The 21286-nt window shown below is 50.0% G+C and carries 13 protein-coding genes; 7 read left to right on the top strand and 6 right to left on the bottom strand.

The window, feature by feature from the left end; genetic code table 11:
- The first annotated feature begins 36 nt into the window (after positions 1 to 36).
- Complete coding sequence (locus tag ACR9Y8_RS27605; RefSeq protein ID WP_481216525.1) at positions 37 to 1986, top strand: KUP/HAK/KT family potassium transporter; 1950 nt, start codon at positions 37 to 39, stop codon at positions 1984 to 1986.
- On the opposite strand, the gene ACR9Y8_RS27600 is transcribed toward ACR9Y8_RS27605, so the two are convergent.
- Together ACR9Y8_RS27600 and ACR9Y8_RS27595 are read right to left on the bottom strand one after the other, a co-directional pair.
- Complete coding sequence (locus ACR9Y8_RS27600; protein ID WP_481216524.1) at positions 1981 to 2886, bottom strand: DUF6929 family protein; 906 nt, start codon at positions 2884 to 2886, stop codon at positions 1981 to 1983. The genes ACR9Y8_RS27605 and ACR9Y8_RS27600 overlap by 6 nt on opposite strands.
- A 3-nt stretch (positions 2887 to 2889) precedes the next feature.
- On the bottom strand, positions 2890 to 3297 hold the full coding sequence (locus tag ACR9Y8_RS27595; RefSeq protein ID WP_481216523.1) for a Dabb family protein: 408 nt from the start codon (positions 3295 to 3297) through the stop codon (positions 2890 to 2892).
- Positions 3298 to 3338: 41 nt separating this feature from the next.
- Between ACR9Y8_RS27595 and ACR9Y8_RS27590 the strand changes: the two genes are divergently transcribed.
- Positions 3339 to 4631 (top strand): DUF5690 family protein, encoded by a 1293-nt coding sequence (locus ACR9Y8_RS27590; RefSeq protein ID WP_481216522.1) that lies wholly within the window; start codon positions 3339 to 3341, stop codon positions 4629 to 4631.
- Here the strand turns inward: ACR9Y8_RS27590 and ACR9Y8_RS27585 are convergent.
- Complete coding sequence (locus tag ACR9Y8_RS27585) at positions 4573 to 5415, bottom strand: AraC family transcriptional regulator (RefSeq protein WP_481216521.1); 843 nt, start codon at positions 5413 to 5415, stop codon at positions 4573 to 4575. The genes ACR9Y8_RS27590 and ACR9Y8_RS27585 overlap by 59 nt on opposite strands.
- A gap of 87 nt (positions 5416 to 5502) precedes the next feature.
- Here ACR9Y8_RS27585 and ACR9Y8_RS27580 point away from each other — a divergent pair, with 87 nt between their 5' ends.
- A complete protein-coding gene (locus tag ACR9Y8_RS27580; RefSeq protein WP_481216520.1) occupies positions 5503 to 6444 on the top strand; it encodes an NADP-dependent oxidoreductase in 942 nt (313 codons plus the stop codon).
- Between the two features lie 58 nt (positions 6445 to 6502).
- Here ACR9Y8_RS27580 and ACR9Y8_RS27575 read toward each other — a convergent pair whose 3' ends face one another.
- Entirely contained in the window at positions 6503 to 9853 is a 3351-nt protein-coding gene (locus ACR9Y8_RS27575; protein ID WP_481216519.1) for a carbohydrate-binding protein, read from the bottom strand.
- Between the two features lie 387 nt (positions 9854 to 10240).
- Here ACR9Y8_RS27575 and ACR9Y8_RS27570 point away from each other — a divergent pair, with 387 nt between their 5' ends.
- The 4 genes from ACR9Y8_RS27570 to ACR9Y8_RS27555 all read left to right on the top strand — a co-directional run bounded on the left by ACR9Y8_RS27570 (position 10241) and on the right by ACR9Y8_RS27555 (position 16865).
- Complete coding sequence (locus ACR9Y8_RS27570) at positions 10241 to 13249, top strand: SusC/RagA family TonB-linked outer membrane protein (protein ID WP_481216518.1); 3009 nt, start codon at positions 10241 to 10243, stop codon at positions 13247 to 13249.
- Between the two features lie 26 nt (positions 13250 to 13275).
- The gene (locus tag ACR9Y8_RS27565) at positions 13276 to 14877 is read left to right on the top strand and encodes a RagB/SusD family nutrient uptake outer membrane protein (RefSeq protein ID WP_481216517.1); all 1602 of its coding nucleotides are present in this window, start codon (positions 13276 to 13278) and stop codon (positions 14875 to 14877) included.
- Positions 14878 to 14965: 88 nt separating this feature from the next.
- Positions 14966 to 16057 carry a phosphatidylinositol-specific phospholipase C1-like protein gene (locus ACR9Y8_RS27560; RefSeq protein WP_481216516.1) on the top strand — a complete coding sequence of 364 codons (1092 nt, stop codon included), beginning with the start codon at positions 14966 to 14968 and terminating at the stop codon, positions 16055 to 16057.
- 73 nt (positions 16058 to 16130) lie between these two features.
- Positions 16131 to 16865 (top strand): DUF481 domain-containing protein, encoded by a 735-nt coding sequence (locus ACR9Y8_RS27555; protein WP_481216515.1) that lies wholly within the window; start codon positions 16131 to 16133, stop codon positions 16863 to 16865.
- Here ACR9Y8_RS27555 and ACR9Y8_RS27550 read toward each other — a convergent pair.
- Together ACR9Y8_RS27550 and ACR9Y8_RS27545 are read right to left on the bottom strand one after the other, a co-directional pair.
- Entirely contained in the window at positions 16862 to 17155 is a 294-nt protein-coding gene (locus ACR9Y8_RS27550; protein WP_481216514.1) for a hypothetical protein, read from the bottom strand. The genes ACR9Y8_RS27555 and ACR9Y8_RS27550 overlap by 4 nt on opposite strands.
- Positions 17156 to 17160: 5 nt before the next feature.
- Positions 17161 to 21261, bottom strand: coding sequence for an RHS repeat-associated core domain-containing protein (locus ACR9Y8_RS27545; RefSeq protein WP_481216513.1), 4101 nt, complete (start codon positions 21259 to 21261; stop codon positions 17161 to 17163).
- Between the last annotated feature and the right edge of the window lie 25 nt (positions 21262 to 21286).

Below are 21286 nucleotides of genomic sequence, written 5' to 3'. Positions count from 1 at the left end.
AATTTAACGCCAAGATACAACACATCTTAACGCTAGATGAACGCACACTCGCCAGGCTCTTTTCACAAGCAAATTACTGCCGCCGGTATTCTGATTGCTATCGGCATCGTATTCGGAGACATCGGTACCTCTCCCCTATACACCTTGAATGCTGTTTTTCATGGCAGGGTCATTACGGAAGATGTAGCCCTGGGTTCCCTGTCTGCTATCTTCTGGACACTCTTTTTCCAGACCACCCTTAAATATGTGATCATCACGCTGCAGGCTGATAATAAGGGAGAGGGCGGTATCCTTTCTCTATACGCGCTGATACGCCGGTACTGGGGCCGCTGGCTGCTGTTCCCTGCCATGGCAGGCGCAGCTTTCCTTATGGCGGATGGGATCATTACACCGCCTATATCCGTGGCCTCTGCCATAGAAGGCCTGCAAAAGGTGAACCCGCATATTGAGACCGTTCCTATTATTATCGCGATCCTGATCGGGTTATTCGTTTTCCAGCAGTTTGGTACAGACAAGATCGGTAAGATCTTTGGTCCGGTGATGCTGATATGGTTCACTTTCATCGGCGTACTGGGGCTCATGGCCATGAGCCATTATCCCGGTGTGCTGAAAGCGCTGAACCCGAAATATGCTTACATCATGCTCAGCGATTCACCATCGCATTTCTGGCTGCTGGGCAGCATCTTCCTTTGTACTACGGGTGCAGAAGCGCTGTACAGCGATATGGGCCATTGCGGCAGAAATAACATCCGGATAAGCTGGATCTATGTAAAGCTGACGCTGATCCTGAGCTATGCGGGCCAGACCGCCTGGCTGTTGCAGCACACCGGTGAGCAGCTGGGTAATGTAAGTCCCTTTTATCATATTGTGCCGGATGCTATTTACATGCCTTCTCTTATCATCGCCACACTGGCTACCATTATTGCCAGCCAGGCGCTGATCAGCGGCTGCTTTACTTTGATCAATGAAGCCATCCGCCTGGACATCTGGCCGCGTCACCGGGTATTATTTCCAGGCAATATGAAAGGGCAGATCTATATCCCTTTTATCAACTGGTTGCTGATGGCGGGTTGTGTGGGCATGGTGCTGCATTTCCGCGAATCTACCCGCATGGAAGCCGCCTTTGGACTGAGCGTAACCCTAACCATGCTGATGAGCACCATCCTGATCAACTTTTACCTGCACGCCAAAAGAGTGCATTGGGCCTGGGTGGTCTTGGTAACCGGCCTGTTCCTGGTAATCGAGCTGTCTTTCCTGGCGGCCAACCTGCAGAAAGTAAAAGAAGGGGGCTGGATCACGCTGATCATAGGCGCTGCATTGTTCGGGATCATGTTTATTTGGTATAAGGGAAGAAAGATCAAAAAAGGACTGGTAAAACTGGTGCCGGTAAGTAATTATATCCCTTTATTGAAGCAGCTGAGCGCAGACGAAAAGATCTCTAAATACGCTACCAACCTGGTGTACCTCACTGGCCTGGGTAGCACCCGGAACATAGAAAAAACAGCGATCGATTCTATCCTGTCCAGGTCTCCCAAACGGGCAGACGTCTACTGGTTTGTACATGTAAACGTACTGGATGAGCCTTATGCGCTCAGCTATCATGTAGACACCATCGTAAAAAATGATGTTTACTTTGTTACGTTTAACCTGGGCTTCCGCATAGAACCGCGTATCGATTATTATTTCAGGCTGGTGGTGAAGGAGCTGGTAAAGACGGGTGAAGTGGACGTGTCTGAAAGATATGAGCAATGTTACCAGGAAAGCACCATCGGCGATCTGCGCTTCCTGGTGATGGATTCCTTCCTTTCTTTTGAGAATGAAATGTCTTTCTGGAATAATATCGTGATGAAGAGTTATTTCACGCTTAAGCTATTAAGCGTGAAGGAGTCTGTGAACTTTGGGCTAGACCCCAGCAATGTCACTATCGAGAAATACCCGATAGTGGTAATGCCGGTAGAACATCCGCCAATGGTACGGCAGCTATAATGTGTCCATCATCAGTTTAAGGCGGAACAGGCGGCTCTGGCCTTTGTCATTATCTGCCACCAGGTGGAGGAGTAGCTCATTGGGCTGTGTTGTTTCTATACAAATGCCTTCGATCTTCTCACCTTTAAAAGCAGTATCAACTTGCGGCAGGTTGATCAAAGCATCCAGGGCTAAACCGGTTTGTTTTATCTTTTGGCTGATGTTATTCACCCAGGCAATGTAGCTGTCGCCGATAGCTCCATCGTCGTAGGCGTTAGCGGTAGCCTCGCTGCTGAGCGTAAACAGTAAAGTATCGGATAATGGCTCGTAACACAATTCTGAAACGCCCAGGAAACCGTTCATATCCGCTGTCAACACTAGTGGCAGTACGGAAAGCGGAACATCACTTTGCCGGAGCCAGTAATCTTTCCCGGTAATAATGAGATGATTCTCAGGATAGGTATTATTCCCACGGTTGGCCAGTATCAGCTGCTCTCCTGCGAGCGTTGCTCCTTCAATATTTACTTCTTTGATGCCGGCGCTTCTCAGGCGTTCTGTAAATACAGCGGTATCAAATCTTGAAAGATGGCCATCGGACCGCTGCAAAGGGACCAGCATCACCTGTTCCCTTTCTTTGCGGGAAGCAGACCCGATGGCCAGCAAATGCGCTTGCCGCTGTATATCCATTATTACAGCTGTCTCAAAATCAGTTTTCTGTGCCTTGGGGATCCGCTTTTCCGGGTGCTCAAAAAGCGGGATATCGCCTGCTTCCCGGTAATCCCGGTCAAGCACGGCGATGTTGCGGGCATCATCTCCTACCAGGTAAAACTTCCCGTCATAATAACTGATAGCAGACCCGGAAGGATAGCCGGGCAGCAACACGGAATTGAGCAATATAATACGAGGCTTTGCCTGCTGCATTCTTCAGGCGTCTATGGCATCATACACGATCACTTTCTCCCACAGGTGGCTGTAGTTCTTGATGAACTCCAGGTGAATGGGGTGCGACTGATAAGTGGCCTGTCCGGCAAGATCTTCGAAGAACATCAGCTCAGACACACCCCAGCTGTTATCTACCACATCCCTTTTCTCAGTGCTTGCTACTATGCCTACACGCAATTCTTTTACGGTAGGTATCCTGGAGAGTGTTTTTACGCCTTCTACCAGTTTGTTACGATCTTCTACCGAACCGGGATTCTTCAGCCAGAAAAACACATGGTGTATCACCGGATATTTATTGCCTTTCACCGGCAGCGGCATTGCTGCAGCAGCAGTGCCGGCGGCAAGGGCGGCAGCAGTGCCCAGGAATCTACGTCTGTTGGATTTTTGCATAATTGTTAATAGTTACGCATAAAAATATTAATTTTTAGGGGATGAAGGATATTAAATTCAGCTCCCGGGAGATCACCGTGGCCATCTTCGCAGCCATCACCAGCTTTGCCGCCTATACCAGCATCTTTGCTTTCCGCAAGGCTTTTAATGTAGCACCCTATGCGGGCTATACTGTACTGGGTATGGATTACAAGGTAGTACTGGTGGTGACCCAGGTATTTGGTTATATGCTGAGTAAGTTCTACGGCATCCGCTTTATTTCAGAGATGAAACGCATGGGCCGCGGACAACTCATCCTGCTCCTGGTAGGCATTGCCTGGATGGCATGGCTGTTGTTTGCCCTGCTGCCTGCGCCGTATAATTTCTGGTGCCTGCTGCTGAACGGCTTTCCTTTGGGCATGCTCTGGGGCGTACTGTTCTCTTATGTAGAAGGCAGAAGGACCACAGACCTGATCAGCGCAGCATTGGCAGTAAGCTTCATCTTTGCCTCGGGACTGGCAAAATCCACTGCGCAATGGGTGATGAACGGCTGGCAGGTCAGCGAATACTGGATGCCCTTTGTGGTAGGCTGTATCTTTATACCACCACTTTTGCTCTTTGTATATCTCCTGGAAAAAATCCCTCCACCCAATGCAGCAGATAAAGCGCAACGCATGGAGCGATTGCCTATGTCGCGCGAACAACGCCGGGCGCTGCTGGCCGGCTTCCTGCCCGGCATTTTATCATTGGTAGTGATCTATGTATTGGTCACCATTCTCCGCGAAGTGCGCGACAGCTTCATGGCAGATATGTGGCGGGAATCCGGTGAGGTGTTCAACGCCGGTGTATTTGCCAGCACAGAAACCATCATCACGGTGATCATCCTAATATTGATCGCTGCCATGATGCTCTTGCGCAATAATTTCCGCGCCTTTATGCTGGCGCAGGTGATCATGCTGCTGGGCTTTGTTATTTCCCTTGTGATTACTTTACTGTACATGCAGCAGCTGACATCCCTATATAGCTGGATGTTGCTGGTAGGTCTGGGGCTGTACATGGTATACATTCCTTTTAACAGCATCCTGTTTGACCGCTTTATCGCAGCTTTCCGCTTTGCGGGCAATGTGGGTTTCCTGATCTACCTGGCAGACTCCTTTGGTTACCTGGGCAGTGTGGGGGTATTGCTGATCAAAACCATATTGAAAGTGGAAGCCAATTGGCTGCAGTTTTACCAGCAGCTGGTGCTGGTGAGCGGCATCGTAGGACTAACAGGTACTATTATTTCACTGTTGTATTTCAGGCGGAAATATGCGCTTTCCGGAATGCCGTCGGGCTCAGCCCCTTCTGTTTCCTGAAGAATTTATTAAGATGGCTCTCATCCGTAAAACCCAGCTCCTGGACAATCTCACCCATGCGCATATCGCTGTGCAAGAGGCGGTGCTCGACCATCTTTAAGCGATAGTTGTTGATATACTGCTGCATGGTCTCGTTGGTATGCCGCTTAAAATAGCGTCCCAAATAAGATTCAGACACGCCGAAACGCCGGCTGATCTCCTCCGTACGGATTTTCTCCGGGTCATAGATATTGTTCTGGATGTACTGCAATATATCCATCGCTTTTTCTTCTGTGCCCGCCTCCACTTTCTCGGGCAGGTATTTCGCAATGTTACGGGCCACTACCACGATCAGCGTATTTACCAGGTGCTGCACCAGCTCTTTATTATACAGGTCCCGCTGCGCATACTCCCGCGCAATGGCTTCAATGATGGGCCTTGCAAGGGTTTTGTCCAGCTGGTTTTTCAGTATACAGCCCGGCTGGTGATTGGCATGCTGCAAGATGAACTCCAGGCGCTGAATATTATCCGTATGAATACTTTTAGAGCGGATATAGATGTTGTTAAAGCGCAGGAAAAAGAAGGATGTGGTGCTTTCTATCTCAAAAGAATGGCAGTCATCTGGCGTGATCAGGAACATATGGTCCGCGTGATACCTGAATTTATTCTTGTTAATACATTGCATGCCCGTGCCTGACAATATATACACCAGCTCAAAGAAACTGTGCTTGTGCTCCTGCTGGGGACATTCATCCAGTGTTTTAAACACGAGGGAAAAAGGCTCATGTAGATTTTCTTGCCGCATGCCCCAAATATACCAATAAAACGAAAAGTTGTACCAGTAATAAAGGACATTCCCGGTATAATTTTACCATACAAACATTACAGCAACATGAAAGCGATCACTATCAGCCAGTTTGGCGAACCGGAAGTATTACAACAGGTAAGCCTGCCTGTCCCGGAAATAAAAGACGATGAAGTATTGGTACAGGTAAAAGCCATCAGCATCAACCCAGTTGATATTAAGACCCGCCTGGGCAAAGGCATGGCCGGCCGTTTGAAAGATATTGCACCACTGATCCTGGGCTGGGATATTTCAGGAGTAGTAACAGCTATTGGAGCGGCAGTGAGCGCCTTTAAACCGGGCGATGAAGTATTCGGGATGGTCAATTTCCCCGGGCATGGTAAAGCCTATGCGGAGTATGTGGCAGCACCGGCCTCCCACCTTGCCCTTAAACCTGTGAATATCTCTCATGAGGAAGCTGCCGCTGCTACCCTGGCTGCGCTTACGGCCTGGCAGGCGTTGGTAAAGCATGCGAATATTCAGGCAGGCAGTAAAGTACTGATCCATGCAGCAGCGGGTGGTGTAGGCCACTTTGCAGTACAGATCGCAAAATGGCTGGGCGCCCATGTAACGGGAACTTCCTCCGCCGCCAACCGCGACTTTGTACTCAGCATGGGTGCCGATGAACACATCGATTACAAAGCACAGGCTTTTGAAAAGGTAGCATCCGGTATGGACTTCGTGCTGGACGCCATCGGTGGGGATATGATAGACCGCTCGCTGGAAGTGATCAAACCCGGCGGCACACTGATCAGCATTCCCAGCGGGCTGAATGAAGCGGTAACAGAAAAGGCGAAAGCCAAAGGCATTAATGGCTATTTTATACTGGTAGCATCTGATGGAACAGATATGCAGCGGCTGGCAGAACTACTGGCAGATAGCCGCCTGAAAGCGCATGTTTCCAAAGTATTTGCTTTTGAGGAGATGGCCGCTGCCCATGCGCAGATAGCTTCCGGCAGAACGGTAGGCAAAATAGCCATAAGGGTATAAACAAGAGAGCCGTCCGTCCGCCGGCTGGCGGAAGGGCGGCTCCATTTGTTTTATCAGATTACAATTTGACAAACTTCTTCCTGATCAGCTTCTCTCCATCATAGAATTCCACCACATAGGTGCCTGCCGCTAAGCTGCTTACATCCAGGGTGCCTGTTGCAGAGCGCAGCTGGGTGGTCTGCGAAGTACTGATGTTGGTGACCTTGTAGATACCGTTGTTCTTCGGGTTACCCACTTTCAGCGTATTGTTCGCCGGGTTGGGATACAATTTCACAATGCTTGTTGTGGCGTGAGCAGCGTTCACGCCGGTGCTGAACTCCATCCAGTTCAGGTTCCAGTCGGAAGCGCCTGCATATACGCGCAGTGTTTGTTCGCCTGCAGCCAGTGTAACCGTAGCCGTGAGCGTGATCCATGACTGCCATCCGCCGGTTGCGGGAACAATCTCAGATGCCAGTATATTCTCACCGGAACGCAGCTGTATTTGTCCGCCGCCAGGATTGCTGGCTACCCTGAAGGCAACTGTATAAGTACCTGCAGCAGTCACATTCACATGATAGTCCATCCAGTCGCCGGTATTCACCCAGCCTACATTTTGTCCGCCGCCGGTATCGCCCGTACCTTCCGTTCCGATGCCTGACATCGCATCATAATCTTCTGCTTCGATACGGCCGGGAATTGTTTTCAGGGCCGGTATAGCGTTTACTACGATGGGCACAGCAGCAGAGGTGGTGACCAGTCCCTGGTTATCGGTGGCTTTGGCGGTCAGTGAGTAGTTACCTACGCCAACGCCGATCCAGGTGTATTCATAAGGGCTGGTAGTATCTTCTCCCAGTCTGGTAGCGCCCTGGAAGAACTCCACTTTGCGGATGGGGCCATCAGCATCTGTTGCGTTGGCCTTGATCACGATATCTGCATTATCAAAGAATGCGGCATTATTGGCGGGCGATGTAATGTTCACCTGTGGGGCGCTGCCGCCACTGCCCGCTATAGCGAAGGTTAAATAGTTGATATTAAGATCTGCCGCATCCATGACGATGCGCAGTGTTTTCATCCCTGTGGTCAGGGCAGGTGTATTTACTGCAACGGTTTGCCATCCCTGGAAGCCGCCTGTAACGGGAACGGCTATGGTACCGGAAATGTTCTGTCCGTCCAGTTCAATATGGAAGGTCTTGTTTGCATACGGTGTAGCCACCCTGGCCTGTATGGTATAGACACCGGCCTGTGTTACGTTCACGGTATATTCCAGCCATTCGCCGGTGGCCACGTAGCCAATGTTATACCCGCCTTCTGAACAACCTTCTATATCCACGCCATCTGTAGTACGGTACTGGTTGCCCTGGTTGTTGGCAGAAGCGTCGTGATAGGCAATGCCTTCGCCGCCCGTATCAAAATCTTCTGCTTCCACTTTACCGGGCAGGTTGATGGGCAGACCGGAGAAAGGATTCTGCAGTGAACCGCTGATCTCGTAATTAGCCTTGTAAGTGGTATTCACGGCAGGTACGCGCAGGGATTGTTCTGCACCGCCGCCATGCTCCCATGAAGTGAAGGCATAAGCGTTGTTGCCCAGCACCTGCGGACTGATAGCCTGCAGCGTGAAGGCCGCATTCACCACCATTGTTTTAGAGAAAGGCGCTGTTCCCTGTGCGCCCATTACGAGTTTCAGTCCGGCTACGCTGGCGTCTGCGGTGAGCACCACCTTATTAGGCTGGATGTCTACAGAGTCTACACCGGTACGGCCTTGCGAGTCGGTAACGAACAGCATGATGCGGAACCAGATATTGGGAGATGATTCACCGCCGTTGTCTGCAATAAAGCTACCGGACTTAATGCCTGCAGGTATTACGGGTCCCGGGTGCCAGTGCTCACTGGTGGGATTGTCTTTATGGAAGAAGCGGATCTCCCAGCGGAAAGCAGATGCTGGCAGTGTGCCGTCTTCCAGGTCAGTAGCTTCGCCGGAGAAATCTACCTTGTCCAATACGTTCCAGGTAAGTGTTCCGGAAGGCGTTAGAATGTGCGGTACCGGCCTTGCATTAAAGGGCAGGATGGTGAGCGTAGCAGCATTGCTGGTAATGTTGCCAATAGGATTGGTTACCACACAACGATAATTGCCTGCATCCGCAGCGCTGGTTTGTGCGATCTGGTAAGTGGCAGCGGTAGCATTGGGAATATCCACCCCGTTCTTCTGCCACTGGTAGCTGAGTGGTATTGCGCCCGAAGCAGCTACCGTGAAAGACGCCGGATCTCCGGCCACCACACTGGCGCTTACCGGGTGATTTACGATGGCAGGCGCCTGGTTGTTATCATATTCTATGCGCCAGAGGCTACCGTTGGTACCATACTGGAAATAGTAAATGTTGCCGTCAATGCCTACGCTGGTGCCCAGTATGCGGCCAAATTGACTGGCGGAGAACTCCTGGTAGCCAGCTCCGGGATTGGTGGCGTCTACGCTCCTGTACCAATCGGCGCACCAGTCAGAGAAATAAAAGCGGTTGCGGTACTGTTGCGGATAATTAGTAGCAGGAGGATTGAAGAAAACGCCGGAAGTAATGGCGCAGCCCCAGTTAGGATGCGGATAACTGAAAGCAGCCTGGATGGTGTTGGCAGCCTGGTCCGGTCCGGAACGGCCGTTCTGATCCCAGCCATAGTTATAATTTTTGGCAGGATCGGGATTGGTAACGTCATTGATCTCTTCATAGTTACCTCCTACATCTACCACGAATATTTTTTGTGATATAGGATCCAGGCTCATTCTCCAGGGATTGCGCATTCCCATGGCCCACATGCTGCGCTTTTGACGGGAAGCGCCGGCTTCATTATAATAAGGATTGCCGGGCGCCGGCTGACCATCTTCCGTTAAGCGCAGGATCTTACCGCGGTAGGTATCCGGCTTGGGAGATTCGCCGGAAGAGTTACTCTCCCCGATCGCAATATAGAGCAGGTTACCCTTGAACAATAATGCACCGCCGTTATGGAAGCCGTTGATGATCGGGTCAAACTCCATTACCCGGGTGCTCGAAGTCACCTGGTTGGCGGTGTTGATCACGATCATATCCAGGTAGTGGCGTGTCATCTCAGGGTTGGTGTAGAAAATGTAACACTTGCCGTTGCTGGCAAAGTCGGGGTGCAGGGTAATGCCCAGCAAGCCCTGTTCGGAACCGGTGGTAGTGGTAACGGTATGTACCGTGGTTACCGTGCCGTTCTGGAACGCTTTCACCGCGCCCGAACGTTCGGCCATAAAGATCCTTCCGTCCGGCGCATGGGCCATAGCAGTAGCTTCATTGATAACATTACCGGTGAGCTTGTGCAAAACAAAGCCTGCCGGCAATTGAGCCTGCACTTTTGCAGCCCCTGCCAATAACAGCATGCAGGCACACAAAAGCTTGTAAAAGCTGAGTAGGTTTTTCTTCATGTAAAAATGGTTTTCTGGTTTTAGTTCTGTTGGCTATTTGTTGATAATGAGTGGAAGTTTAAATACTGTATAGGAGTTTAAAAACGGTTTAAGGGATGATGACGATCTTATCAAGTGCAAAATTATAATATATGGCTGACAGTTAGTGAAATTTTTTTGGGGAGGAATTTATTTAAGATGATGATATGAGCAATACCCTATGTGTTAAGATATTATGATCATAATGTGATCGCAGCATGATGTAATTGTTAAGACGGATGAGTGGTATTTGATACCTGCTGTCCTTGTATACTTTTGCTGCCGGTTATTTAAAATAAAGTGAGCAATACGTAAAAACTAACGGGGACCATTCAGGCTACAACAAGCATTTCTTAATAATTAAATTACATGAAGCAAATGTACATTTTCAGATCAAAGCCATTTTGCAGCTTTGCGCCTGGAGCAATACTCTCATTGCTACTGGTTATGCTGCTGAGCGTAACGGCGTTTGCGCAAACCTCTGGCGGTATCCTTATTAAAGGGATTGTTACCGACGAGAACAACGCTCCCCTGCCCGGCGTAACAGTAGCCCTGAAAGGCACTGCCAAAGGCACCACCACCAATGCCAACGGGGCTTACTCCCTGATGGTGAACAGCCGCGAAGACGTGCTGGTGTTCTCGTTAATGGGCACACAATCCAAAGAGGTCAAATTAGAGGGTAAAGACGTGATCAACGTTACCCTCGTTAATGATACCAAACAGCTGAAAGACGTAGTCGTGATCGGTTACGGTACTGCCAGCAAAAAAGATGTAACAGGTTCCATCACCACCATCAAATCTGAAGAGTTCAACCAGGGTGTGCTTACCACACCTGCAGAATTGTTACAAGGTAAAGTGCCCGGTTTGAACGTTACCAAAAGCGGCGACCCGAATGCAGCTCCTGCTGTAGTATTAAGGGGACCTTCCACCATCCGTACTTCCGGCGGCGCTATGGAGCCTTTCTATGTAATTGACGGTGTGCCCGGCGCGTCTATCGACCTGCTGGCCCCGGCTGATATTGAAAGCATGGACGTGCTGAAAGACGCTTCTGCTACCGCCATCTACGGCGCGCGTGCAGCCAACGGCGTTATCATGGTGACCACCAAGCGCGCTAAAGCTGGCCAGACCCGCCTGACCTACAACGCTTACGTGTCTATGGAAGAAGTGTCTAAAAGATATAACATGCTTAGTGGCAATGAGCTGCGCGACTACCTGAAAAAGAACGGGCAAACACTCAACCCGGTGGATGACGATGGTTCAAATACCAACTGGCAGGACCTGATCTTAAGAAAAGGTTACTCCCACAACCACAATATCTCCTTCGGCGGCGCCACCGCTACCACCGATTATGGCGGCAGCGTGAACTACCTGAATAACCAGGGCGTAATGAGGAATACAGACCTCACCCGCACCGTGGTAAGAGGGTATATCAACCAGCGTTATTTTAATAACCGCCTGCGTTTGAGCCTGGCTGTGACCAACAGCTCCACCAAAGGCAATAACATTGCACAGGACCAGGTGTTACCGGGTATGATCTTCTACCTGCCCACTGTAAGCCCTTACAATGCAGATGGCAGCTATAAGGAAAACCTGACCCGTACCGGTTCGGGCCCCTATAACCCCCTGGCCCTGCTGAACAGCGCCACCACCAGGACTGATAACAACAAAACGCTGATCAACGGTATCATCCAGGTAGAGATCCTTAAAGGCTTGAAGTATACGCTGTCTGGTGCTACCCAACGTGATCAGAACAACATCAATACCTACTTAACGCACACCTTTGCACCGGTGCTTACTGCAAACGGAAGGGCCACCCGCACTTCTTACCTGAATACGAACACGATCCTGGAATCGTATTTTAATTACGACAGGGATTTCGGTGCACACAGCGTAAAACTGCTGGCCGGTTATACTTACCAGCAGGATAAGACCAATGACGGTTTCGGCGTCACCACGCAGAACTTCTCTAACGATGCGCTGACCTATAATAACCTGTACCTTTCCAACCCGACCAATATCTCGCAGATCGTTTTCGATAACAACCCGATCTCTACCCTGCGCCTGATATCTTACTATGGTCGCGTACAATATGCTTATGCAGACAAATACCTTTTCCAGGCTTCCCTCCGTAATGACGGTTCTTCCGCTTTCGGTAAGAATAACCGCTGGGGATATTTCCCTGCTGTTTCTGCAGGCTGGAATATCAGCAATGAAAACTTCATGAAGGACATCCGTCTCATCAGCCAGCTGAAATTAAGGGCAGGTTATGGTGTATCCGGTAACAGCGCCGGTTTCAACGCCTTTACTGCGCTGTCTATATATGGAACGCCTGCGGGCAATACCAAGTTCCAGTACAATGGCAACGTTACCAACGCCATTAACCTGGTGCGCAATGAAAATCCTGATCTGAAATGGGAAAGCACTGCCACTGCCAACATCGGCCTGGACTTCGGTATCCTGAATGACCGCATCAACGGTTCTGTGGACTACTATATCAAGAAAACATCTGACCTGATCTATGATCAGTACCCGGTATCTACTACACAGTATATCATTCCCACCTATACTGCCAATGTGGGCCGTATCAAGAACTCCGGTATTGAGCTGATCATCAATGCGGTACCGGTAAAGACAAGCAACTTTACCTGGAGAACATCCGTGAACCTGGCGCATAATAAGAACAGGGTAGAGAAATTGTCCAACGATCAATTCACGATCAACTACATAGAAACTGCGCAGCTGGGCGGTAAAGGCCAGTCTGGCATCTACAGCCAGATCGTGCAGAACGGTTTCGCCCTGGGTACTTTCAAGCTCTGGCATTACGTGGGTAAAGACAGCGCCGGTATCAGTACTTATCAAAAGGCAGATGGCACGGTGACCAACCAGCAGCCACTGACCACCGATGCGCGCATCAGTGGCGATGCACAGCCTTCCCTGATCTACGGCTGGACCAACTCTCTCTACTTCAAAGGCTTTGACTTTAATTTCCTGATCCGTGGCGTTACGGGTAACAAGATCCTGAATTCTACGCTGGCCGCACTGAACAACCCTACTGATTCCAAGCTGCAAAACATACCCCGCTTTACACTGGAAGAATCTTTCAAAGACAGGAATGCTTACCTGCGTTCTGACCGTTTCCTGGAAAGCGGCTCCTACCTGCGCATGGATAACATCACCCTGGGCTATACTTTCAAACCGCATACCCAGGCCATCAAGAGCCTCCGCTTCTATGTGTCTGCCAACAACCTCTTCGTGATCACCAGCTACCGTGGTATAGATCCTGAAGTGAACATCGGCGGCCTCACACCGGGTATCGACAACAACAACCTCTATCCTAAAACACGCACTTATATGGCCGGTCTGTCCGCTTCATTTTAATTGCTGAAAAGACAAACAAGAAACAAATGAAAAAGAGATCAATAATAGCAACAATACTTGCAGCGGTAGTGAGCTTGAGCGCCTGCCGCAAATTGGATGTGGATGTGGAGTCGCAGTATGTGGACGGCACCTTCCCCCTCACCCAGGCGGATTACACCGCGCTGCTTGGCAGCATGTACGCCAACCTGGCCTCCAGCTACGCCATCGCCTATTGGCGTATGCAGGAACTATCTACCGATGAAGCCATCATCCCTGCGAGGGACGGTAACTTCGACGACGGCGGACAATACCGTCAGCTCCACTACCACAGCTGGACCTTCGATCATCCGAACGTGACCGGCGTATGGCAGTGGGGATTTGGCGGCATCAACAACTGCGGCCGTTTGATCAATGTTACACAGCAATTCTTCAAGAACGACGAAGCCTCCAAACAGGCTTACACGGCAGAAATCAGGGCTGTACGCGCCTTATATTATTTCTTCATGATGGATACCTATGGCAATGTTCCGATCATCTCTTCCTACCCCGTGACAGCGCTGCCGGAAACCAAGCCGAGAGCTGAAGTGTTCAAGTTCATTGAAGCGGAGCTAAAGGATGTGGTACAGCAATTGCCATCTAAATCTGCCAATGGCGCTGACAACATACTGCGTTACGGCCGGCCTACCAAAGAAATGGTATTTGCGCTGCTGGCTAAAATGTACCTTAACTCCACTATCTATACCGGTGTTGACCGCAAACAGGATGTAGTGGCGATGGCAGACAGCATCCAGAAGAATCCCAACTACTTCCTGGACGGCAGGTATCGCGACATCTTCCTGCCTAATAACGGCCCGCAGATCAACGAGACTATCTTCGCCATTCCTTACGACCAGCAGATCCCGGGTAACCAGTTCACCCGCTTCGGTTTCTACTATTACCTGGCAACCGCATACGGTATGAACGTAGGTTTGAGTATCGCCATGAGCACTACGCCCGAGTTCTATGACCGCTTTTACCTGGCCGGCGACGACAGGAATAAGACCTGGCTGGTAGGCAAACAGTTTGCTCCCGATGGTAACGGCGGTTTCACTAACACCCCGGTATACTATCCCAACAGTACTACCCAGATTGAGATCTTCAAACCGCTGATCCTGAAGCCGGGTAAACCGATGGACCTTGGCAATGATCAATTTGCCCAGGCCTCCGGCGTACGCTCGATTAAATACTATCCCGATGTGCTTATTACGCAGGCTACCCGTTTGAATGGGAACGATGTGCCGGTGTTCCGCCTGGCAGATATCTATCTCATGAAAGCCGAAGCGCTCTTACGCGGCGCCACTCCCTCCGTGGTGAACGGCATGCTGCAAACGCCGGATTACCTGGTGAACCTGGTGCGTACCCGCGCTCATGCCCCGCAGCTAACAGGCATTGTGCTGGATAGCATCCCGAACGAACGCGCCCGCGAACTCTCCTGGGAAGGCTGGCGCCGTAATGACCTGATCCGTTTCGGGCTGTTTGAAAAAGAATATCCGCTGCCTAACGATAATCTCGGCATGAACAAGGATATCACCAGGAGGCTGTATCCTATTCCTATCACGGAGATCAGGCTGAATACCAAGCTGAAACAAAATGACGGTTACGGTCAATAATATCCGGATATAATGTTGTAATTTATCACCAGCACAGCCGTCTGCCAGCTGGCGGACGGCTGTGCTAAATTTATAAATGATCACTGATATGAAAACCTTGATATGCCTTGCTTTGATTGTAGGGTTGCCGGTACTGCACAATAACGATCTCTCTGAGGATCTGCCCATTAATAAGATCCAGGTGATCGGCTCGCACAACAGCTACAAGAAAGCCATTGACCCGGCCCTGTTTAAAATGTTCGCCCACCGCGATTCCGTATCTGCGAGCAAGCTGGATTATGAGCATATTCCATTAACAGCGCAGCTGGACATGGGCCTGCTGAACCTGGAGATAGATGTGTATGCGGATGAGAAAGGCGGTAAATACGCCCATCCTAAAGGCCTGGAATGGGCGAAGGGACAGGCGCCCTACGATACCGAAGGTGAGATGAACGAGCCGGGCTTCAAAATACTGCATGTACCTGACCTGGACTTCCGCAGCGATGCCCTCACCTTCAAACGCTGCCTGCAGACACTGCGTCAGTGGTCTGAAAAACATCCTGACCACTACCCTGTTTTCATTACCCTGGAGCCCAAAGACGGCGAAATGAAAAATACAGAGCTGACAGCACCCGAGCCCTTCACAGAAAAGGTATTCGATGAGCTGGATAAAGCACTGGAAGACAACCTGGGACGTGCACACCTGCTTACCCCTGATATGGTAAGAGGTAAATACGCTACGCTGGAAGAAGCGGTACTACATAACAACTGGCCTACGCTGAAAGCCGCCAAAGGTAAATTCGTTTTTATCCTGGATGGCAAGAAAGATAAACAGGCGCTTTATGCTGCCGGACATCCTTCACTGAAAGGGCGCATACTGTTCACGAACGTAGAACCCGGCACACCCGAAGCCGCTATCATGATCAAAAACAATCCCCGGATGCCTGAAATAAAAAGCCTGGTAGAGAAGGGATACATCATCCGTACCCGTGCAGATGCAGATACCAAAGAGGCCCGTGCGAACGATCACTCCAGCTTCATTGCTGCCTGCAATTCAGGGGCGCAGATCATCACTACGGATTACTACCGGAAAAGTACGCATTTCACGTCTGACTATGTAGTGAGCTTTGATGGAGGAAATAAATACTGCAGGCTGAATCCTGTGCTGAACCACAGCACGGCTGCAGCTGGTTCGAAATAAGATGGAGAAGCCGGTATGCCAGCGCAACCGGCTTCTCCCTGTTTTCAGGCACATTAATTGCGGCGCCAAGCTGATGATAAAAAGACTTGCTATACTGCTGCTGCTATTTGCCTGTTCCGAAGTGACCTTTGCTCAATTCAGCGACTCTACGCATTATTATATAAAATACGCCTCAACCGGCTCCATTAACCGTACCAATGACGGTAATTCCTGGCTGCTGAACAACCTGGCAGGCTTCAAGATCAGCAAGAAAAAGATCAGCCTCAACGCGGGGGCCAGCTATGTATATGGTAAACAAGACAGCAAGCTCACGAACGACGATGTATCAGCTGCGCTGGATTTTAACTGGTACGGGATCAGCCGGCACTTCTATTACTGGGGCCTGGCCAATTATGACAGAAGCTTTTCCCTGAAGATCAACAAACGCTTCCAGGGTGGCGCGGGCGTGGCCTACGATATTATACAAAAGCCCAATGCCACTTTAAACCTCAGCGAAGGTATGCTGTTCGAGAACAGCGATCTGATCCTGAAAGACACTATACCAGATGTCTATCATACTTTCAGGAACTCCTTTCGTGTATTGTATAAATGGGTGATCAAAGATATTATTGTGCTGGAAGGCGCACATTTTTACCAGCAGTCACTGGCTCATGGCAGTGACTTTATCTTAAAAAGCAGCAACAGCCTGTCGCTGAAACTGCGCTCCTGGCTGCTGCTCACAGCTGCGCTCACCTATAATAAGGTAAACCGTACGGACAGGGAAAACCTGCTGATCAATTACGGGGTAACGATAGAGAAGTATTTTTAACCAATGCTATTCAACATCTCTCTTGCCTGGTTGAGCTCATAGTCAACAATATCCGCCTGGTCTTCGTCCACTTCTGCGCCCGTTGTTATTTCCAGGTTCTTCTTCGCTTCCGTTAAATTCCCGGCGTTAAAATAATACTCGCCTAAAACACAACTGGAGCGTACCAAATTAACAGGATCATTTTCCTGCCTGCTTTCCTCCAGTATGTTGTTTAATAAAGCGACCGCTTCTTCGTCGCGGCCAGCGTCCAGCAGACGCAAAGCTTTTGTAAATTCTAATTTCCGGTTCATATGAATTACTTACAATAGTGTCCTGCAAAACTTCTGGATGACTTGGGAATATTATGATTCTTCATCATCGTCTTGATCTGCTGCTGAAGATCCTTTAAGGTAAAGTTCGGATTATTGGTGGCCCATTGTTTAAACTGCCTGTTCCATCCATTCTCATGCACATTGGTATGCAGCTCATTCGGTATGATGGCTATCTGCCTGTGCACATAATCTACGCCCTTATTGTTTGTCAACGCATCCAGCCTGTTCATAAATGAGTTATTCTTGAACATCTCCTGCGGCACCAGGTGGTGCTCCCTCATAGAGCCGGGCCCATAACGTTCCAGCCACTGTTTGGTATTCCTGTTCATTCCGCCCGCTGTCTGGCCTCCCAGCAGCGGCATCAGGCCGGCTACATCTGTCCAGATCAGGGGATCTTTAGGATAGCCGTAGATACGCGAGCCGCCTTCCGGCTGTATCGGGTCCTGGCTGAGGTAGATCCCCTCATCCGGGCTGTAATAGCGGAAACGGTTATAGTATAACCCTGTTTCCACATCCTCGTACTGCCCGGGATACCTGAACGGAACAAAGGTTCTTTCCCCGGCTAACTTACGCACCTTCCCATAAATATCCAATTCGCATGCCCATACTTTTTCTCCTGTCTCATCGTAGGCTTCGCAGGGTATCCCCAGGTAATCGCTGATAATGGAATACTGCCTGCCATTGACCATCCTGGCAACGGGCGCATATGCACCTTCTTCAAAGATCCAGGTGGTCAGTGTGTCAACAGGTACGGGCTCCGGATGGCTTTGCTGTATGTCGCCCTGTTCATCAATGGTAATTACAGGCCGTTGTGTAAGCGGGTAAGACCACTCATGCAAGGGCACATTGCCATCCCATACAAAGCGCGTAAGCAGGCCGTTGTATTGCTTCTCTATGCGGCGGCCCAGTGGGTCATAACGGAACTCAACCAGCTTTCCATCCGGCCGGAGCACACTTTTAAGCATGCCGCTGGCATACCATTCATACTCCCATACCGTCCCTCCTACGGGTGCGGCTGTTATAATCTTCTTTTTCAGGTTACCTTCCTCATCATATATAAAACGTGCTTCAGGCGTCTCCATAAGCTTACCGCCCGGCCCGTATTTACGGTCGTTGCCCGCTTGTGCCTTATACAGGTTACCCGCTTTATCCGGGAGGCGGTATTCATAGGCGCCGTTGTCATACTGCGCCCAGGCCAGGTTACCAAAATCATCATGCCCGAACCGGGTAACACCATTGCCGATAGCATCTGTGAGCTGCCTGAGGCGTTGGTTGGCGTCCCAGCGATAGTGTCTGCGACGGCTGTTCCCTTCACTATTGCTTACGATATGGCTTTCCGGCATACCGGACCTATCGTAGGTCCAGCTGCTTTTTACACCACCCGGCAGGCTGCGTTCTATTTCCAATCCCAGTAAGTTGCGTTCTATCTGCGCTATCCAGGGATTGCTCATTGCTGCCATACCTGCCTGGATACCGGTAATATCGCCGGCAGCGTTGCGTTGCAATTTTATATCTGCACCAAGGCTGCTTTTGATATAACTGCGATGACCATCAGGACCAAACCTGCTGACAACTGCATATCCATCCTGCCATTCCTGTACCACACGGCCCATCGCGTCGCGTTGTAATTTAATAGTGCAGTGCTCATTGATGGCTTCTATCAGCAGGCCATTACGGTCATAGCTGTAGGTTTCCCAGCTGCCGTCGCTATGCTCTGCGCGTGTAAGGCTGCCATTATAATCATATTCGTACTCCGTATGGCGTCCACCAGGGCGTTCTACGCTGATCACCTTACCGGTTGCGTCGCGCTGGTATCGCCGCACAAGGCCGTCAAAACCGGTTTCCTCAATAATGTCGCCACGTTTGTTACGGGTAAAACGAAACGTAGCGCCGTGCTCATTCACCAAACCGGTAAGCTGTTCTTCCTTATCGTAAATAAAATGCACTTTTGCCCCGTTCTCTTCGCGCATCTTCAGGCTGCCCATCGGAGTATAGTCAAAACGTACATGGTGATGTTTGTCCTTTAGCTGCACCACTTCTTCATATGCGTTGTATTGCAGAACAATATGGTTGCCATCCGGCATAAACACCTCCGTGGCCCGGCCTAATGCATCATAATAGAAAAGCTGTTCCTGCTGCAGCGGATTCCTGGCCCTGGTACAACGGCCCCAGGCATCATACTGCCAGCTTGCGCGGCCGCCATCCGGCTGTGTTAGCGCAGACACGTTGTAGTCAGCATCATACTCCAGTATGGTACGGTTTTCGCGCTCATCTTCCACTTTACTGAGCAGGTTATGTTCATTGTATCGGAAAATGGTGATACGCCCATCTGCTTCCGTAATGGTATGCAGCAAGCCTTTATGCCTTTCACCTTTATAGTAGATATAAGTACGGCTTCCACCCTGGGCATCTGTAGTTAATATCAGCCTGTCTTCTGCATCATATGTAAAAGTGCGGGCACTGCCGTCCGGCATCTCTATACGTGTACGATTCCCTCTTTCATCATAGGTATAACCTGTTACATTAGCTTCTTCATCAATTTCACGATACACCTCAAAGTGCTCCGTATATTCGGTGAAAATAGAGTTACCCAATGGGTCTTTTATCTGTGTGATGACAAAGTCAGGCGTATAATAATAAGTGGTCGTGTGTCCCTGGGAGTTAGTTACCAGGTTATAACCTTCTTTGGGATGATACCCGATATGTCCTTCCAGTATGCCACCCTCTCCCCAGGTATGGATACAACGGCTCTTGTTGTCATACTCCCAGTAAAAGGTCTGTCCGTTGCGGTCCGTTTTTTCCACCAGCAGGTGCTTACGGTATTGCATGCGTGTGCTTTGCTGCAATGCATCAGTGATGGCTGTCAGATCACCATCTTCATTATAGGCATATTGCACAAACACCTGCTCCTGCCCGCGATGACGGCCGGTTACGCTGGTAATACGGCCTTCTGCATCATTTGCTACCTGCAAATGCCTTCCCACGCTATCTATTACCTGCACCAGGTGCCCTTTGCCGTTATAATGGAAGCTGATCATAAAACCAGCCTCGTTGCGGATGGCATACAGGCGATATTCAGTGTCTGTTGGATGTAGCTTATGAAAATGATAAGACAGTCTTTCCCTGTGATCAAACAACCGGTATTCATCCAGGTCTGTACGGGTAAGCGTGAGGTGCTCATGGCGGTTATAATCGCTGTTGCCCACGTAAGGCAAGTGCCCGAACAATGCGCTGCGCCCATCGCCCAGCAATACAGCGGTGGTATCTTCATCCGCAAATTCCATTACGCGCATATCATAGCTCATATGTGTGCCATGTCCCAGCACGCCGCGATGGGGGCTATCGCTGTTCCAGGAGCGTTCCCATTTCAGTGCGATAGGCCCCGGCAGTTCAAAATCAACACCATCATAGATCACGATGCCCTGCACCAGGTCTACCGGTTCAAAACCCTTTTTACACAGGGCCCGGCTCAGTTTATTACTGCCGATCTTTCCCTTCAGCGCATGGTTAAATTTGGTGAGCCCTTTTTTACCAAGCTTACCCAGGCCTTTCATCATAGCGCCAAAACCGAAAGACATCACCAGGTTCAGTAAAGCCCCTGCCCAATCAGGAACGTAGGGGCCTCCTACCATTACCGGCCGTCCAAAAGACAGTGGTATAGAGAACGAAGTAGGCAGGTACATGCTGGGAATGGGCTTGAATTTCTTACCTGGCTGCAGTGAAAGGGGAATACCAATATCGTTACAGGTCATCAGCATATGACCGGAGGGGCTCATCAGGTTACCTTCTACCTTCACCGTTTTACTGCCGAAGAAGTTCACGGAATCATGCCCGATCATAGGCGCCAGCAAAAAGGGCCCGCCCATGGGAATATGGAATAAGATGATAATGATACCAGATGTATCGCTCTTGCCGCGGGGTACGTGGTTCACTTTAGTGGTAGCGCCCAGGAAGGGGATATAGTCCATAGGATCGAGTACAAACCCGATATACGGGTGGGGCAGCGGAATGGGAAAACCTAACAATATTACAATATGTATATCCAGTCCGATTACCGGGGTAAAATGCTTGTTACTAACCAGCATACATGGCATCTTTTGGTGAATACAA

This window comes from Chitinophaga sp. SVR4-12A (genome assembly GCF_056754765.1).
This window is presented reverse-complemented; position numbering and strand designations above follow the sequence as displayed.

Excerpts from the sequence above, each read along its gene's own strand:
- ACR9Y8_RS27550 (WP_481216514.1), bottom strand. The coding sequence starts at position 17,155 with ATGAACCGGAAATTAGAATTTACAAAAGCTTTGCGTCTGCTGGACGCT.
- ACR9Y8_RS27560 (WP_481216516.1), top strand. The coding sequence starts at position 14,966 with ATGAAAACCTTGATATGCCTTGCTTTGATTGTAGGGTTGCCGGTACTG.
- ACR9Y8_RS27600 (WP_481216524.1), bottom strand. The coding sequence starts at position 2,886 with ATGCAGCAGGCAAAGCCTCGTATTATATTGCTCAATTCCGTGTTGCTG.
- ACR9Y8_RS27605 (WP_481216525.1), top strand. The coding sequence starts at position 37 with ATGAACGCACACTCGCCAGGCTCTTTTCACAAGCAAATTACTGCCGCC.
- ACR9Y8_RS27555 (WP_481216515.1), top strand. The coding sequence starts at position 16,131 with ATGATAAAAAGACTTGCTATACTGCTGCTGCTATTTGCCTGTTCCGAA.
- ACR9Y8_RS27570 (WP_481216518.1), top strand. The coding sequence starts at position 10,241 with ATGAAGCAAATGTACATTTTCAGATCAAAGCCATTTTGCAGCTTTGCG.
- ACR9Y8_RS27575 (WP_481216519.1), bottom strand. The coding sequence starts at position 9,853 with ATGAAGAAAAACCTACTCAGCTTTTACAAGCTTTTGTGTGCCTGCATG.
- ACR9Y8_RS27595 (WP_481216523.1), bottom strand. The coding sequence starts at position 3,297 with ATGCAAAAATCCAACAGACGTAGATTCCTGGGCACTGCTGCCGCCCTT.
- ACR9Y8_RS27565 (WP_481216517.1), top strand. The coding sequence starts at position 13,276 with ATGAAAAAGAGATCAATAATAGCAACAATACTTGCAGCGGTAGTGAGC.
- ACR9Y8_RS27580 (WP_481216520.1), top strand. The coding sequence starts at position 5,503 with ATGAAAGCGATCACTATCAGCCAGTTTGGCGAACCGGAAGTATTACAA.
- ACR9Y8_RS27590 (WP_481216522.1), top strand. The coding sequence starts at position 3,339 with ATGAAGGATATTAAATTCAGCTCCCGGGAGATCACCGTGGCCATCTTC.
- ACR9Y8_RS27545 (WP_481216513.1), bottom strand. The coding sequence starts at position 21,261 with ATGCTGGTTAGTAACAAGCATTTTACCCCGGTAATCGGACTGGATATA.
- ACR9Y8_RS27585 (WP_481216521.1), bottom strand. The coding sequence starts at position 5,415 with ATGCGGCAAGAAAATCTACATGAGCCTTTTTCCCTCGTGTTTAAAACA.